The organism is Marinimicrobium agarilyticum DSM 16975, from assembly GCF_000423345.1.
Lineage (GTDB): Bacteria > Pseudomonadota > Gammaproteobacteria > Pseudomonadales > Cellvibrionaceae > Marinimicrobium > Marinimicrobium agarilyticum.
In genome coordinates this window covers 678,861-692,490 of sequence record NZ_KE384008.1, presented here as the reverse complement: position 1 = coordinate 692,490, position 13,630 = coordinate 678,861, and the positions used below count along the sequence as shown (strand labels likewise).

Here is a 13,630-nt window from a genome sequence, read left to right as displayed (position 1 = left end):
ACTTTTACCCTGAGGTGAGGGTGAAGTCTGTTTCGGAAAATTTTGTAAATTGACAATAGTTGAGCGGATTCTTTATGGATTACTTTAGATTTCTCAATAATCCCCCAGTGATCGTGTGCGGCAATCCCCGCAGTGGCACCCGCATGTGCGCGAACGTACTAAATGCCCATTCAGATGTTCTCATAACAGGAGAGTGGCATAATGTCAGTAAGTTGAACCGAATGGTGTCACGGTTTAGCGAATATTTGCCGGATCGCATAACGAATGAACTAAAACAGGAAAAGTCAGATGCAATGGTTCACATGATGTGGGCCCTTCGCGATACTGCCACTGATATGGATAAGTTGGCTAAAGCCGCTTATGTCGGTAACAAAACGCCCACAGTTGAGCATCACTTTGACAAGTTTGAACAGCTTTTTGGTCAAAAACCCATTTATGTATACTGTGTACGTAATGCGTTTTCTGTCTTGCGTTCGGTAAAAAATCTTAAGAACCTGGCCTGGAATAAGAACTCAGTTGAAAAGAATCTTTCGTTGTATCTTTCTTCGTTGAAAAAGTATCAGGAGATGTTACGGCTGGCACCTGGTCGGGTGCACTTGGTCAAGCTGGATGAGCTGAAGAGCCATGAAAATAACATGTCGTATTACCGGTTTCTGTTTGATGCGCTTAACCTTTCGGTCGACGAGACTCTAGAACGGCGGGTCAATCGCCTAGGGAAACAAAACAGCATGGAGAAGGTGAAGTCCAAAAACAATGTGGATGAGAGCACTGTTGTGGAGTTGACTGAGGACGAGTTTCAATTGATCCTGGGTTCGCTTGAGTACAGGCGTCTAGCCCGAGAGCTCTCAATACCGGATCCCAACCTTGCGAGCATCAATGGTGCCAAATGAGTCAGCGTCATATTAGCTATTCCACTAAAGCTCACGAGGCGCTGTTGAATGGCGATTATTCATCCGCTCTTGAGCTGTATCTCTTGGCAGAAAATGAGGTCGGTAAAGGTATATTTGACGCCAATATCGATATTTGCCGAGCCGCGCTGGGAGAAGATGAAGCGTTTGATAGCTTTCAGGACGCCGCCAGTGAGTACAAGCTGACTGAGAACTCGGTGCGTGGGATTTTGGCGTCTGAGCTGTCGGTATTGAAAGCCGAAGCAGCGCCACTGCTACTGGTGCTTGGCTATAGTCTGGACAAAATCGAAACGTCCGGTGTCATCAGTCAGTTTCGTCATACCTGCCCGAAAGGAACGGTGTGCGTGGTGTTGCGCAAGGCATCGACACAGAAAGCTCTGAATGCCGCGAAGCGCCTGGGTGCCGATGAGGTGTATGTTCCGCCTTTTGAGGCAGAGGATGAGTTCTGGGTTAACTATGTGCTCAACCAGAATGAGTATACCCGTGCACTGGGTGTGAACTTCAGTCGTGGCGGCCTGGACTCAATGCTTGCTCGCCTTGATGTCGTTCATCGCGGGGATCGTAGTCTTTTTGGTATTGCCACGAGTGGTTTTGCGCTGTTTTCCCTCAGTGCTTATCAAACAAAAGAGTGCGGTGGCTTTTTCATTCCTTTGGAAGGGATGGCCGCCTGTTTGAGCTACCTTCTGAGGCTGGAGGTGCGGGGCGTTCTTCCTGGTGGTATCGGGCGTCGCGTTTTCTCTCAGCTTTCCTACTCCGAAACATCGCCTGCGCTGGCAATTGCTCGTAAAGTGACTTTTGACCTGATAGAGCAAGGCGGTGGTTTCGTAAAACCCTTGGATGTCCTTCAATGGCTCGCAAGTTACCCGGAAGGGATGTTGGGTAAGTCATCAACGCTGCTGGCTCTCTACGGCGAGCGATCCTCGGTCGAAGCTCCGGTGGATGTGTATTGCTTCGATGCGTTTTTGAATCGTTCGGGAATCAGTCGAAAAATCAAGCACGAGGAGTTTCATTTCCTGGACGGGCTTGAAAAGCCCAAGGTGAAGGTGCTGACCAATTCCGGGAGATCGGGCTCTCTACAGGCCAGCGAAGCGCTTCTCGCGCTTTCGGAATCAAAGGAGCTGCTTTATGTTGATCTTCTTCCCTTACGTACCTATGAGGTGTCTGGCCTTGATTTCCTTTTGGCAACTGGAAAGACACCCATCACGGTTCAGGTGCCCGTTATAAGGCGAATTCCCTGTCAAATGAGCCCCAAAGAGCTGTATGAGCTTAGCACTAAAGAGCAGTTTGGCTCGATTTCGGCGTGCTTTAACAATGGCAGTACGCTTTGCGCGTCGTTGTTAAGCGTAGTAGCGCAGTCAGTGTCGCGACTTGAGGTTAACGTCGTGGACGATTGTTCCGCGGATGACGGGCTGGCGCTGGCAAACGGGTTCCTTTCATTGTTTCCCTACGCGGATAAGCGCATTACCCATAGCCCGTTGAATCAGGGGGTTTATCCGTCGCGTAACGTGGCCATTATCAAGTCCCGGGCTTCTTACCTGTTTGGCCAGGATCTTGATGACCACTCAACGCCGCAGCGCGTGTTTCTCTCGAACGTATTGCTGAAGGAATCCGGTAAGGACTTTCTGGTCACGCGACATGCTCGGTGTGACTCGGGCACCAACCTGCTCTCCATGAAAAAAGGCTCTCAGCCCTTGCAGCTGTTCCGTAAGGGGTTGATGACTTGGCATACCAAGCGCTCTACGTACTTTACGTATGGTCTTTTTTCCCACGTCAGAAAGAGTGGAGACAGCGAGTTTTACGACCGTGTTAAACGATTGGGAAAAGGGGTGGTTGATGCGCCTCTCAACACCTACTTCGCTTTAATGGATGAGGCGAACGAGGGGCGGCTTACTTCTGATATTTTTTCAGTCGGTGGTGTCGACTCTCCGCTCGTCTACGAGTTTAACGCTTCCGAAGCGCGAGCCCAGTTTGAGCGGGATTATAAGAATGTACATAAAGAGTTGAAAGCACCCTTTAATCATTTTGGTGGCAATGTTGTTTCCAGGAATGAGGCGGTTAGAGTCGAGGGCTCGGTCGCCACGATTCCGGGTAGGGAAAGTCAGTTTTCTCAGGCCCTGCGTTCAATACTGGGGCAGGTTGACCAGATCAATGTTTTTCTCAACGGTCCTGTGAATGTAGAACATCCTGATTTGGCTTCTGTTATTGATGATGGCAGAGTGCACCTTTTTCGGTCGTCTCATGTCGGTGACCTTAGGGATAACGCGAAGTTTTTTCTGGCGCGTGAGCGGCAAGAGAATACCTATTACTTTACCTTTGACGACGATCTGATTTATCCTGAAGATTACGTAGATACCTTTCTGTATAAAAGCTCTTTGTATTCTGATAGTAAGGTGTTATGTGTGCATGGGTATCGTCTTTGGCCTCACTTGAAGAGTATTCATACAGACTCCCAGAAGCGTGGGCGGTACTACCACTTTAAAGAACCGTTGATTCACGATGTGGTGGTTGATGTTCCTGGCACCGGCACTGTTATGATTCCGCCTGGCGCGCCTATCCAAAGTTTCGATAGCCCACCTTACGGTATGATCGACGTTGTGTTCGCGGAGTTTTGTGCAAGACAAGACTGCGAGATTGTGTCGATTGCTCGTCCGTTACAGTGGATCAAGGAGGCAAAATCGGATGAGGCGCCTGATCAGCGTCCTGTGGCACTGTTCAAACAGAATCAAGCGAATGACCGGGAAGAGCAAATTCGAACGTTTGTGTCGTCGATACAAGAACAGCAGCAACAAAGTTCCCGGAAGGTTCCTCAGGCTCTGGAAAGGGAGGGTGAGTCTGCGAGCTTGAAGTATTCATTGGCGGATGAGTACGACAGGAATTACTTTAGCCAGTTTGGCCGCAAGCTTTATATCTGTTGTACAGGCTACAACTACGAAAGTTTTGCCAACAAGTTCGCTCGATCACTGTTTTGGGCCGTTCGGAATACCAATTTCTTAGACGTCGAGGTCCTTTTCTATGACGATGGATCTACAGACGGTTCGGTAGATGTTCTTATAGAGTTTCTGAGAAAGAACTTTACCGCTTGGCCCGTTACCGTGTTCAAGGGTCTGGCGAATCAGGGGCCTGCGTTTGGTCGCGCGTTTCTGGCAGAGCAGGTGGCAGAGGAAGATGCGGTCTGTCTCTTTCTGGACTCGGATGACGAAGTGTCTCCGTCTATTATTCGTCGTGTTATTGCCGAATATGTCGCGCATCCAGATACGATGGGTACGTTTGGCGGCTGGATGTTCAATGATGTTGTTAAGAAGCCCTGGCCCAGCCATACAAGAGCAGAGCTGGCAGAGAATCCTGCTTCAAACAACGTTTTCAAGTTTGGTCACCCAAGAACGTTGGTGAAGAGTGCATATACGGCGTCAGATAAGCGACTGTTTTTCACGCCGGATGGTCGGTGGCTTAAATACTGCTCTGATCTGGGGCTGTTCCTCGGCGTTCTCGCAAACGTCAATATTTCCCAGTTTCGCAGAATTGACGACATTCTTTATTACTACAATGTGGGCACCTCAAACGGAACTATGGCCCGCTTTGGTGCTGACAAGCGGCTGATGAGAGATTATTTGTTTTACGTCTACCGCCAAATTGAAGCCGGGGCGGGCGCCAGCCTTCCGAATCCTTACGCGTACCGCGTTGAGTCAGATTTCAAGTCGGTGGAAAAGGTTTATTGTGACAACGCTTGAGCGAGTTATAAGCGATGTGGTGCTTTCCGGATTGTTCGATGACGACTGGTATACGCAGTCTTATCCAGATGTTGCGGCGTCCGGAATGGCACCCGTGGTTCACTACGTGCATGTGGGTGCGAGGCTGGGAAGGTCGCCTAGCAAAGCGTTCTCGCTTTCTGACGCTCGCCGAGTGATTGGTATTGAGGCCGGTTCAGTTAATGTGCTTTGGCGCTATATTGAAGCTGGGCAGCCAAAGCTGGCATTGGGACCTGTCGCCGACAGTCCTGAGGCGTTGATTAGCCTTAGGTCCCAAAAATTGGAGAGCCTGCTGTGGGGTGGTTTTTCTGACGATGGCCTATTCACGTTAAAGGCGAAGCTGCAATCGCCCTCTCAAAGTCGACAGGAACGTGCTTATGCTGCTTGGGCACTGGCCCGCTGGGCGGCTTTTCACCGTGAGTATGATGAGGCACTGTTGCGGATACAGCAGCAGCGGTTCCTTGATCCTAACGCGGCTTCCGGCAAAGCGTCCCGATTGATGCTGATCGATTGTCTCAATCGTATGGGCCGGCCTGACGAGGCGTTGGGTCACTTGGATTCACTACCCAAAGCCGAGCAATGCGATGTGGATCTGCTGCTCGCTCGGGCGAACGGTCTAATCAGCTGTGCCGACGTCGGTTTTGAGTCGGACTGGCTGGCCAGTGTCAATCAGGCGTTGGCTCAGTCGGGGTTTTCGATGGTCGACCGACGGGATAAGTCGAACGCTATCTCGATCTTCAACATTGCCTGTTATGGCGTACCCGTGCTACCTCAGGTGCAATTACAGCAAGCGAAGGTGTCCATTGTAATGCCAGCCTATAATGCCGCCCACCAGATTGGTTTGGCGATTCGTAGTCTGCAGGAACAGAACTGGACAAACCTCGAGATACTGGTTGCAGACGATTGCAGCACTGATGAGACGCAGGAGGTGGTAGCGCGGCTCGCTAAGAATGACCCGAGGATTGTCCTGCTGTCCACGCCCCACAATGGTGGCGCTTATGCGGCGCGAAATACCGCGCTGGCTCAAGCCACTGGGGACTTTATTAGTGTACACGACAGTGATGACTGGTCCCATGCCCAGAAGCTGCAGGTTCAGGTGGAGCATTTGTTGAACAATCCGGGTTGTGTGGCCACGCTTACTGACTGGGCTCGAGCCAGGGAAGATCTCTACTTTACCGGCACCTTTCGGGCGCATGGCTCTCTGGTTTCGGAAAATACCTCGTCATTGATGTTTCGCCGGGAGGTGGTGGATGAGCTGGGTGGCTGGGGGCTGGCGCGCACCAGTGCCGACAGTGAGTATGTCATGCGCATTTGCTGTCGCTACGGGGATGAGGCGGTGGAACGCCTATACAAGGGGGTGCCCCTGGCCTTTGCACTAGATCAGGAGACCTCTCTTACGCGTACCCCGGTTACCCACGCTAAAACCTTGTTTTATGGCGCTCGCCGGGAGTTTCGCGAGGCTGCGCAGGCGTGGCATGAGCAGGCCGGCCCCGAGAGATTGCGTGTACCGTTGGGCAACCCGACATTGCCGTTCCCCATGCCTTCGGTCATGGAGACCAAGCGAACTAATAAGCCGCGAGAGTATGACCTGGTGGTGATCTCCGACTTCAATCTGAGCGGCGGTGCCTATATTTCCACGATGCATTACGTCAATGCTGCTGTTGGCCACGGGCTGCGGGTGGCGCTCTTTCATTGGCGGCGTGCGGACCTGGACGTAAAAACACGGCTTCGCCCCGAGCTTCGGGCGCAGGCGAGGGAAGGGCGGTTTGATATTCTGGCGGCCGGAGAGTCGGTCGTGGCGAAGACGGTCATTGTGGGTTATCCGGTGGTGTTGAACTACCGGCTGGATTCCCTGCCAGAGATCAAAACCGAACGGTTTGCGATTCTGGTGAACCAGATGGCATCGCGCCTGACCACCGGTGAAGACCCGCAGTATGATCCGCGCCGCATTCAAGCCAATGTCAAAGCGCTGTTTGGCCTGGAACCGGTCTGGGTGCCAATCTCAGGCTATGTGCGGCGCCTGATGTGGGAGGATGGGCGTTATCCTGTGCCCCATGAGGAGCCCTGGAACCCATTGCTGGACTTGGAGAACTGGTGCCAGTTTCGGGTTCAATGGCGTGGAGATGAGCGTGCAAAGCCCGTGATAGGGCGGCACTCCCGGGACCACTATACGAAGTGGCCCGTGACCCGTGCGGCGCTGGAAGCGGCGTATTGTGTGAATCGTGACTGTGAAATCCGGTTGCTGGGCGGCGCCGATCACGCGCTGTCGGTGCTGGGTTATCGGCCTGACAACTGGGTGGTGGAAGGCTATGTGGATACCACTCATGAGTTTTTGCAGGAGCTGGACTTCTTTGTGCACTTCCCGCATGAGGAGTATATCGAGGAGTTTGGCCGGGCGGTGCTGGAGGCCATGGGATTGGGCATTCCCGCGATTTTGCCGCCGGTATTCAAAGATACCTTCGGTGAGTATGCGTTGTATGCCGAGCCTGAGGAGGTTTGGCCGTTGATTGATCGGTTGTGGGCGGATCAGGGGGCGTATCAGGCGGCCGCGGACAAAGCGTTAGAGTTTGTACGGCGGTTTGCCGGATATGATGTGCTGGAAGCTAGGTTGGGCCGATTACCGTAGGGCACCCATGCGGTGCCGTTTCGATGTTGGAATTTTGGCACCGAATGGGTGCCCTACTTTTGTGGTAACGATGTGTTTGGATTTTTAAAACGGAAAAAGAAGTTCATCGAGGTCCCGCGCTTTTCCGGAAAAGTCGGTGTGACCGACCTGGCGGATTACCGCCGTACGGAATTTGGACCTGAGCTGGTAGAAAACGACGACGATCGGGTGATATTCACTCGGGAGCATAACGGTTTACGGTATGATTTCGCGTTCGCCAAAAAGCCCAAGGCCAAGCGTCTGTTTGTGCTGTTCAGCGGCGCGGCGGCCCGGGATAAAGTGGACCCGCCGGTATTTCAGCGTTGGAAGTGGGCAGACCGTTTTCCGGGGCATGTGCTGTATGTATCGGACCCGGCCCTGTTTGAGCATGAACGCTTGGGCCTGGCGTGGTATATCGGGGTAGGGGACAAGGATCCTTTGCCCTTTATTGCTGACACGGTGCAGGAGCTGGCGGGTTACTTGCGAGTCAGGCGTAAGAATACCATTTTCTATGGTTCCTCGGGCGGTGGCTTTGCGTCTCTGAGGATGCAGGATTTCCTGTCGGGTGCAACGTCGGTGGCCATTAACCCTCAGGTAACCTTACAAAAATATAACAAAAGTCTGGTGAATCGTTACTTGAAATTCTGCCATAATTCAACGTTTGATACGTTTGATTTTACAGCCAGTGCGGAGCGTTTTGATCTGTTGGCGAGCCCGAGAACGACCAAAGATCGATTGGTGTTAGTGCAAAATGTGTTGGATAAGTCCCACTATACAAAGCATTTTTCCGAGTACTGCAAAATGCTTGGGATCTCACCGGATGAATCCACATCCCGAAAGCGGGTAAAGACCATTCTGTTTTCCCATGAGAAAGGGCATCTCCAGGCGGAAACGTCGGACGTGTTTTCTGAAATTATGAGCGCGGTGTGATATGGCGTTGTTCAAGTCAGAGGTTGGGCAGTCAATTGAAGACGTTGAACGGATTCTTACTGAGATTACGGAGCGTTACCAGGCGCTGAGCAAACCGGTAAAGGCGATTCATCGCAAAAAGTTGCTGTCAGATAAAGACGCTGAGGCAGTCAGAGCGCTGAAACAGTTTAATTTTTATCCCCGGTTGAACCACACTGAAAATACGTTTTTCGAAGCTTCTCAGCCCGTTTCTTACCGGTTGCAGCGAGCGGCGCAACTGGGGGCAATTCAGAATTCAAAGAAATTGCCGCCGCGCGTGGTGAGTGTCAAGGGGAACAGTGTGCGCTTTGCGGAGCGCGTTGGTTTGCCGATTCCGGCTTCCGAGTACCCACTCAAGCTGGAAACATTGACGTTTGACCAGCCTTGTGTGATCAAGCCGGTTCACGCGGAAGGTGGGAAGTGTATTTATGCTGTCCGTACGCTGCCCAGCGGTGAATTGCACGATTTCTTTTCCGATCGAACCTTCTCGTCGCCGCAAATGTTTTTTGAGACGGTTCGGCGAGAGATGGCCGAGGTGGGCGTGGCTAAAGATGCCTGGCTGAAGGAGGAGATGATTGTCGGCTCAAGCGGTAGCCCTCTGGATACGTTTGATGTCAAGATGTATACGTTTTACGGGAAGGTTGGACTGATTCTTCAGGTTGACCGTTGGCACGGGCGTGAGTATCGCTTTTTCAATGCTGATGGCGACGTGGTTGATACCGGAAAGTATTCTGCGAAGGCAGATGTGGCCCCCGTTTTTGATCATAAATTGATCGAAGTGGCCGAGGATGTCAGCCGAAAGATTCCCTGGGCGCATGTGCGCATTGATTTTTTGGTGTCGGACACCGATTGGCGGTTCGGCGAGTTTACGCTGCGGCCGGGTGTGGCGGCAAGTTTCAATCAGGTGTGGGACCGCAAACTTGGCGATCTGTTTGTCAAAGCTCAGGCCCGGCTTTTTGAGGACTTGATTTTGGGTAAAGATTTTTCAGATTACCGGAGTTTGTTGCCCGGTTCCTGATGGAAGGCGATGATGCTTATGGACAAAATTGATAGTCCTTCGGAACAGAGCCTGCGTGTGTGCACCCTGGAGCAACGGGTCAGGGAACTTGAGGCCGAGCTGGAGGACAAAGAAATATCGCTGGCGACTCGATTTGATGAATTGGGTGCTTTGACGCAGCTTATAGAGCTTCAGCGGCAGGACCTGGAATCGCTGAGGCGGTCAACACCGTTTCTGCGGGCTTTTAAGCGGCTCAGTAGTACGCCTCGGTTTCCGGTGACGCCGTGGTACAACCGCTGGTTTCGACGAGCGCGGAAACGAATCCCCCAGCGAGCGGTGCGACGCATCGCGGAATCATCATTTTTCGATGCTGACTGGTATCGGGCTCAGTACCCCGAACTTGCCAATGATCGGTTGGCGCGCTCGAACCCGGCGCTTCATTACCTGAAGCAGGGCGGCTTTCAGGGGTATGACCCTGGTCCGAACTTTGATAGTGCCTGGTATTTAGAGAAGTACCCGGACGTCAGGGCGATTGGTGTCAACCCTTTGTTTCATTATTTACTCCACGGTGCCGATGAGGGGCGGCGTATTCGTCCCCACCAAGTTAAGTGAGAAACGATAGAATTCAGAATGGTGTGTAGTGTATGAATAAAGTATTGGCTGGTATTGGCGTTGTTGCCGGATTGGCGGCCAGCGTTGGGATTTGGTATGCCCTGGAAAGGGTGGATCGTAGCGAGCTGCCCGAGTGGATGGGCGGCGAAGCGACAGAAAAGCCAAGTGAGAGTCAGGGCAAGGTGTGGGATAAATTTGTCGCGGTGGATGATTTATCCAAACAGGACTTTACAGCGTGGCCCGGCCAGCTCGAGTGCGACCCTTGGCATCGCTGGGAGGGCTTTAGTCGGGACAAAGAGTTGCTCGTTAGCGAGGGGATGGTCGCCTACGATAATGGGGAAGTTCAGGCGTTTCTCGATTCCACTCAGGGCGGGACGGTAGTCCCCGCGCAGCTGAGTGCCAGGTTTGAGTGGTGGCGAGGGGAGGTTAGCGGCACCACCGTGGTGATGGAAGGTTGGTACACGGCCGGGAATGACGATTTGAAACGGCTTTCCATGACGGGGACCCTTGCTGAGGGAGAGCTGTATTTGGAGGGTGAGCGCGGCCCCCGGACGTGCCGAATTACCGCCTCTCGACCGGATTGATGCTCTCTGGTGTTTTAAGGCATTTATACCGCCGCCAGCAGAACGTATCGGAGGATTTTGCGACGCTGGTTGACGAGCCTTGGTATTTTGAGCAGTACGGCCCTCTGATTCCGGAGGGCTTGTCGGCGCTTGAGCACTACGCTAACTATGGGGCGGGTCTTGGTTGCGACCCCAGCCCCTGTTTCAGTACCAGCGCCTATATTGCTCAGCATCCGGGGTTGTGCGAAAGCGGTATGAATCCGCTTTGGCATTTTCTGACGCGCGGCCGTGCGACTGGCAGTCGGGTGGTGGTATCGAGCCTCGCCGACTCTGCGTTGATTGCTCATCCCCTGGCTCGCCAGCCTGCCAAACGCCTTGAAGATAAACTCTGGGCGGGCTTTTCCGATGAGGTGTTGCCGCTGTTGCGGCTCAAGCGGATTTCCCCCACCGAGGGTATGAAAGAGCGCAGTGATGCGCTCTGGGCGCTGGCCCGTTGGGCCGCGTTTCATAAAGATTACGCCACGGCATTGGCGCATTTGTCACAACGCCGCCATATCGATCCGGGTATTCGCCACAGTAAAGAGCAGGTGCTGCTGGAGTCGGATTGCCTGGTGCGGTTTGGCGCGGAGCCGCAGGCTTACGAGTGCGTGCAGGCAGCGCGGCGTGTGGTCGGGCGGCAGGATTCTGACCTGCGCCTGGCATTGAGCAATACCTATGTGCGTGCACACACCGGCACAGCGGTCTCTCAGCGCTTGGCGGCCTTGAATGGTATTTTGCAACGGGCAGGGTTTTGCCCCATCGAGCGGCGGGATTCGGCGCGGCCGTTAGCCCTGGATAATGTGATGGCCGCTGCAATGCCTGCGTCAGACGCGGAGCACAGCAAAGTTTCGATACTGGTGCCGGCTTACAATGCGGGCGCCCAAATCGAACCGGCGCTGCGCAGCTTGTCGGCACAAAGCTGGGCCAACCTGGAAATTCTGGTGGTGGACGACTGCAGCACTGACGATACCCGTAAGCGGGTTCAGGCGCTAATGGCTACCGACTCACGTATCAAACTGTTTCAGATGCCGCAGAATAGCGGCGCCTACGCGGCGCGCAACTATGGGCTGAGCTTGGCCTCGGGCGAGCTCGTCACCGTGCACGATGCCGATGACTGGTCGCACCCGCAGAAACTCGAAACCCAGGTGCGCTACCTGCTCGATCACCCGGACGCTATCGCCACCATTACCGATTGGGCGCGGGCGAGAGAGGACCTGTACTTTACCGGTACTTTTCGGGCCCACGGGGCGCTTACCTCGGAAAATACCTCCTCGCTGATGTTCCGCCGGTCGGCCATTGATGCCTTGGGGCAGTGGGACCTGGCTCGGACCAGTGCGGATTCTGAGTTCATGTTGCGGCTTAAAGCCGTGTACGGTGAGGGTGCCGTGGTCCGGCTGCACAAGGGCGTGCCTTTGGCATTTGCGTTGGACCAGGATAGCTCCCTGACTCGCACGCCAGTCACTCACGCCAAAACGCTGTTTTACGGCGCCCGGCGTGAATATCGCGAAGCGGCCCGCGCCTGGCATGAAAGTGTGCCCCCCGAGTCATTGAAACTGCCGTTGGCCGGCGGCCAGCGACCCTTTCCGATCCCTTCCGTGATGCAGGTGGACCGGCGTGATACGCCCCGGCGCTACGACCTGGTGGTGATGGCGGATTTCAACCTGGACGGCGGTGCCTTTGTATCGACTATCAATTACGTCAATGCCGCCCTGGCGCTGGGTAAAAAGGTGGCGATTTTTCACTGGCGCCGGGCGGACCTGGATGTCACCTTGCCGCTTAAAGCCAGCCTGCGCGCGCGCGCCAGGGCAGGGGAGTTTGATATTCTAGCGGCCGGAGAGGCGGTTGAAACTGACCGGGTTTTGGTGGGTTACCCGGTGGTGCTGCGCTACCGGCTGGACGCGGTGCCGGAGATTCGCGCCGACCAGTTTGCGATTCTGGTGAACCAGATGGCGGCACGTCTGACCGATGGTGGTGACCCGCAATACGACCCGCGCCAGATTCACGCCAATGTACAGGCACTGTTTGGTATTGAACCGATATGGGTGCCCATTTCCGGATTGGTGCGCCGGTTGATGGAAAGCGACGAACGCTATCCGCCACCGCACCGCGATGTGTGGAGCCCATTGTTGGACGTGGACACCTGGAAGGTCGCCGAGCCGCACTGGCGAGGCGCCGAGCGGGACCAACCGGTACTGGGCCGCCACGCGCGCGACCATTACACCAAGTGGCCCTCGTCACCGCAGGCGCTGGCCCAGGCGTACTGTGCGGATCAGGGTTGTGAGGTGCGCTTGCTCGGCGGCGCCGATTACGCGCTGAATGTCCTGGGGCGCCGTCCGGATAACTGGCAGGTAAGCGCCTTTGCCGAGAGTACCCGGGACTTTTTGGGGGAACTGGACTTTTTTGTTCACTACCCGCACGAGCGCTACATTGAAGAATTTGGCCGGGCCGTCCTGGAGGCCATGGGACTAGGCATTCCGGTAATTTTGCCCCCGGTGTTTGAAGAAACCTTTGGCGATTACGCTCACTACGCCGAGCCCGGACAGGTGTGGCCCCTGGTACAACAACTGTGGCGCGATGAGTCGGCCTACCTGGAGGCCGCCAATCGAGGGCTGGCGTTTGTGCGCGAGCGTGCGCACTATTCGGTGCTGGCCGAGCGCCTGCGGCGATTGGATAAAACGCCGGTGGCTACGGGATAAACAGATGGATGCTTTTCATGAGTCATGATGTGGAAACGATAGCAGCGCTCACCCGACAGTTGGAGCGCCAGCAGGACGAGATCGACCGGCTGCGCGGTGTTCCGTCTCCGCTGCGCCGCTTTGTGCGCCGCCAGTCGACCTACCCGTTTACCCGCCGCCCCTGGTGGCTGCGTTATTTTGATCGTTACCGGGCGCTCGTGCCTCAAAGCGGTGTACAGGTGGTGCGCAACACCGCGCTTTTTGATGGAGACTGGTATTTGCGCCAATACCCGGAGTTGAGGGAGAACCGCCTGGCTCGGCGGGACCCGGCGGTACACTATTATCGGCACGGTGCCTCTCAAGGCCTGAATCCGGGCCCGGATTTCGACACGCGCTGGTACTGGGCCAACTACCCCGATGTGCGCTCTACAGGCATCAACCCCCTGGTGCACTTTGTGTTGTTTGGCCAGGGTGAAGGGCGTTCGGGTAAGCCTTGAC

At 54.5% G+C, this 13,630-nt stretch carries 9 protein-coding genes; all 9 read left to right on the top strand.

The genetic code is table 11. The features are described 5' to 3' along the window. The first annotated feature begins 74 nt into the window (after positions 1–74). The 9 genes from G547_RS0119015 (at position 75) to G547_RS0118975 (ending at position 13,629) form a co-directional block, all read left to right on the top strand. Entirely contained in the window at positions 75–890 is an 816-nt protein-coding gene (locus G547_RS0119015; protein ID WP_084646233.1) for a sulfotransferase, read from the top strand. Continuing rightward, positions 887–4,636 carry a glycosyltransferase family A protein gene (locus tag G547_RS0119010; RefSeq protein ID WP_027331184.1) on the top strand — a complete coding sequence of 1,250 codons (3,750 nt, stop codon included), beginning with the start codon at positions 887–889 and terminating at the stop codon, positions 4,634–4,636. Before G547_RS0119015 ends, G547_RS0119010 begins: the two co-directional genes overlap by 4 nt. 298 nt (positions 4,637–4,934) lie before the next feature. After that, complete coding sequence (locus tag G547_RS0119005; RefSeq protein ID WP_027331183.1) at positions 4,935–7,280, top strand: glycosyltransferase; 2,346 nt, start codon at positions 4,935–4,937, stop codon at positions 7,278–7,280. Between the two features lie 138 nt (positions 7,281–7,418). Beyond that, entirely contained in the window at positions 7,419–8,228 is an 810-nt protein-coding gene (locus tag G547_RS0119000) for a hypothetical protein (RefSeq protein ID WP_157209946.1), read from the top strand. Between the two features lies 1 nt (position 8,229). Further along, positions 8,230–9,264 (top strand): ATP-grasp fold amidoligase family protein, encoded by a 1,035-nt coding sequence (locus G547_RS22895; RefSeq protein ID WP_027331181.1) that lies wholly within the window; start codon positions 8,230–8,232, stop codon positions 9,262–9,264. Positions 9,265–9,282: 18 nt separating this feature from the next. Next, entirely contained in the window at positions 9,283–9,855 is a 573-nt protein-coding gene (locus G547_RS0118990; protein WP_157209945.1) for a hypothetical protein, read from the top strand. A 32-nt stretch (positions 9,856–9,887) separates the two neighbouring features. Further along, the gene (locus G547_RS0118985) at positions 9,888–10,439 is read left to right on the top strand and encodes a hypothetical protein (RefSeq protein WP_027331179.1); all 552 of its coding nucleotides are present in this window, start codon (positions 9,888–9,890) and stop codon (positions 10,437–10,439) included. Then, entirely contained in the window at positions 10,409–13,153 is a 2,745-nt protein-coding gene (locus G547_RS0118980; RefSeq protein WP_157209944.1) for a glycosyltransferase family A protein, read from the top strand. Before G547_RS0118985 ends, G547_RS0118980 begins: the two co-directional genes overlap by 31 nt. A gap of 17 nt (positions 13,154–13,170) precedes the next feature. After that, entirely contained in the window at positions 13,171–13,629 is a 459-nt protein-coding gene (locus G547_RS0118975) for a hypothetical protein (RefSeq protein WP_027331177.1), read from the top strand. The last annotated feature ends 1 nt before the right edge of the window (position 13,630 follow it).

Bases quoted from the DNA above. Each gene is read 5' to 3' on its own strand.
- G547_RS0119015 (WP_084646233.1), top strand. From the start codon at position 75: ATGGATTACTTTAGATTTCTCAATAATCCCCCAGTGATCGTGTGCGGC.
- G547_RS0119010 (WP_027331184.1), top strand. From the start codon at position 887: ATGAGTCAGCGTCATATTAGCTATTCCACTAAAGCTCACGAGGCGCTG.
- G547_RS22895 (WP_027331181.1), top strand. From the start codon at position 8,230: ATGGCGTTGTTCAAGTCAGAGGTTGGGCAGTCAATTGAAGACGTTGAA.
- G547_RS0118990 (WP_157209945.1), top strand. From the start codon at position 9,283: ATGGACAAAATTGATAGTCCTTCGGAACAGAGCCTGCGTGTGTGCACC.
- G547_RS0118985 (WP_027331179.1), top strand. From the start codon at position 9,888: ATGAATAAAGTATTGGCTGGTATTGGCGTTGTTGCCGGATTGGCGGCC.
- G547_RS0118975 (WP_027331177.1), top strand. From the start codon at position 13,171: ATGAGTCATGATGTGGAAACGATAGCAGCGCTCACCCGACAGTTGGAG.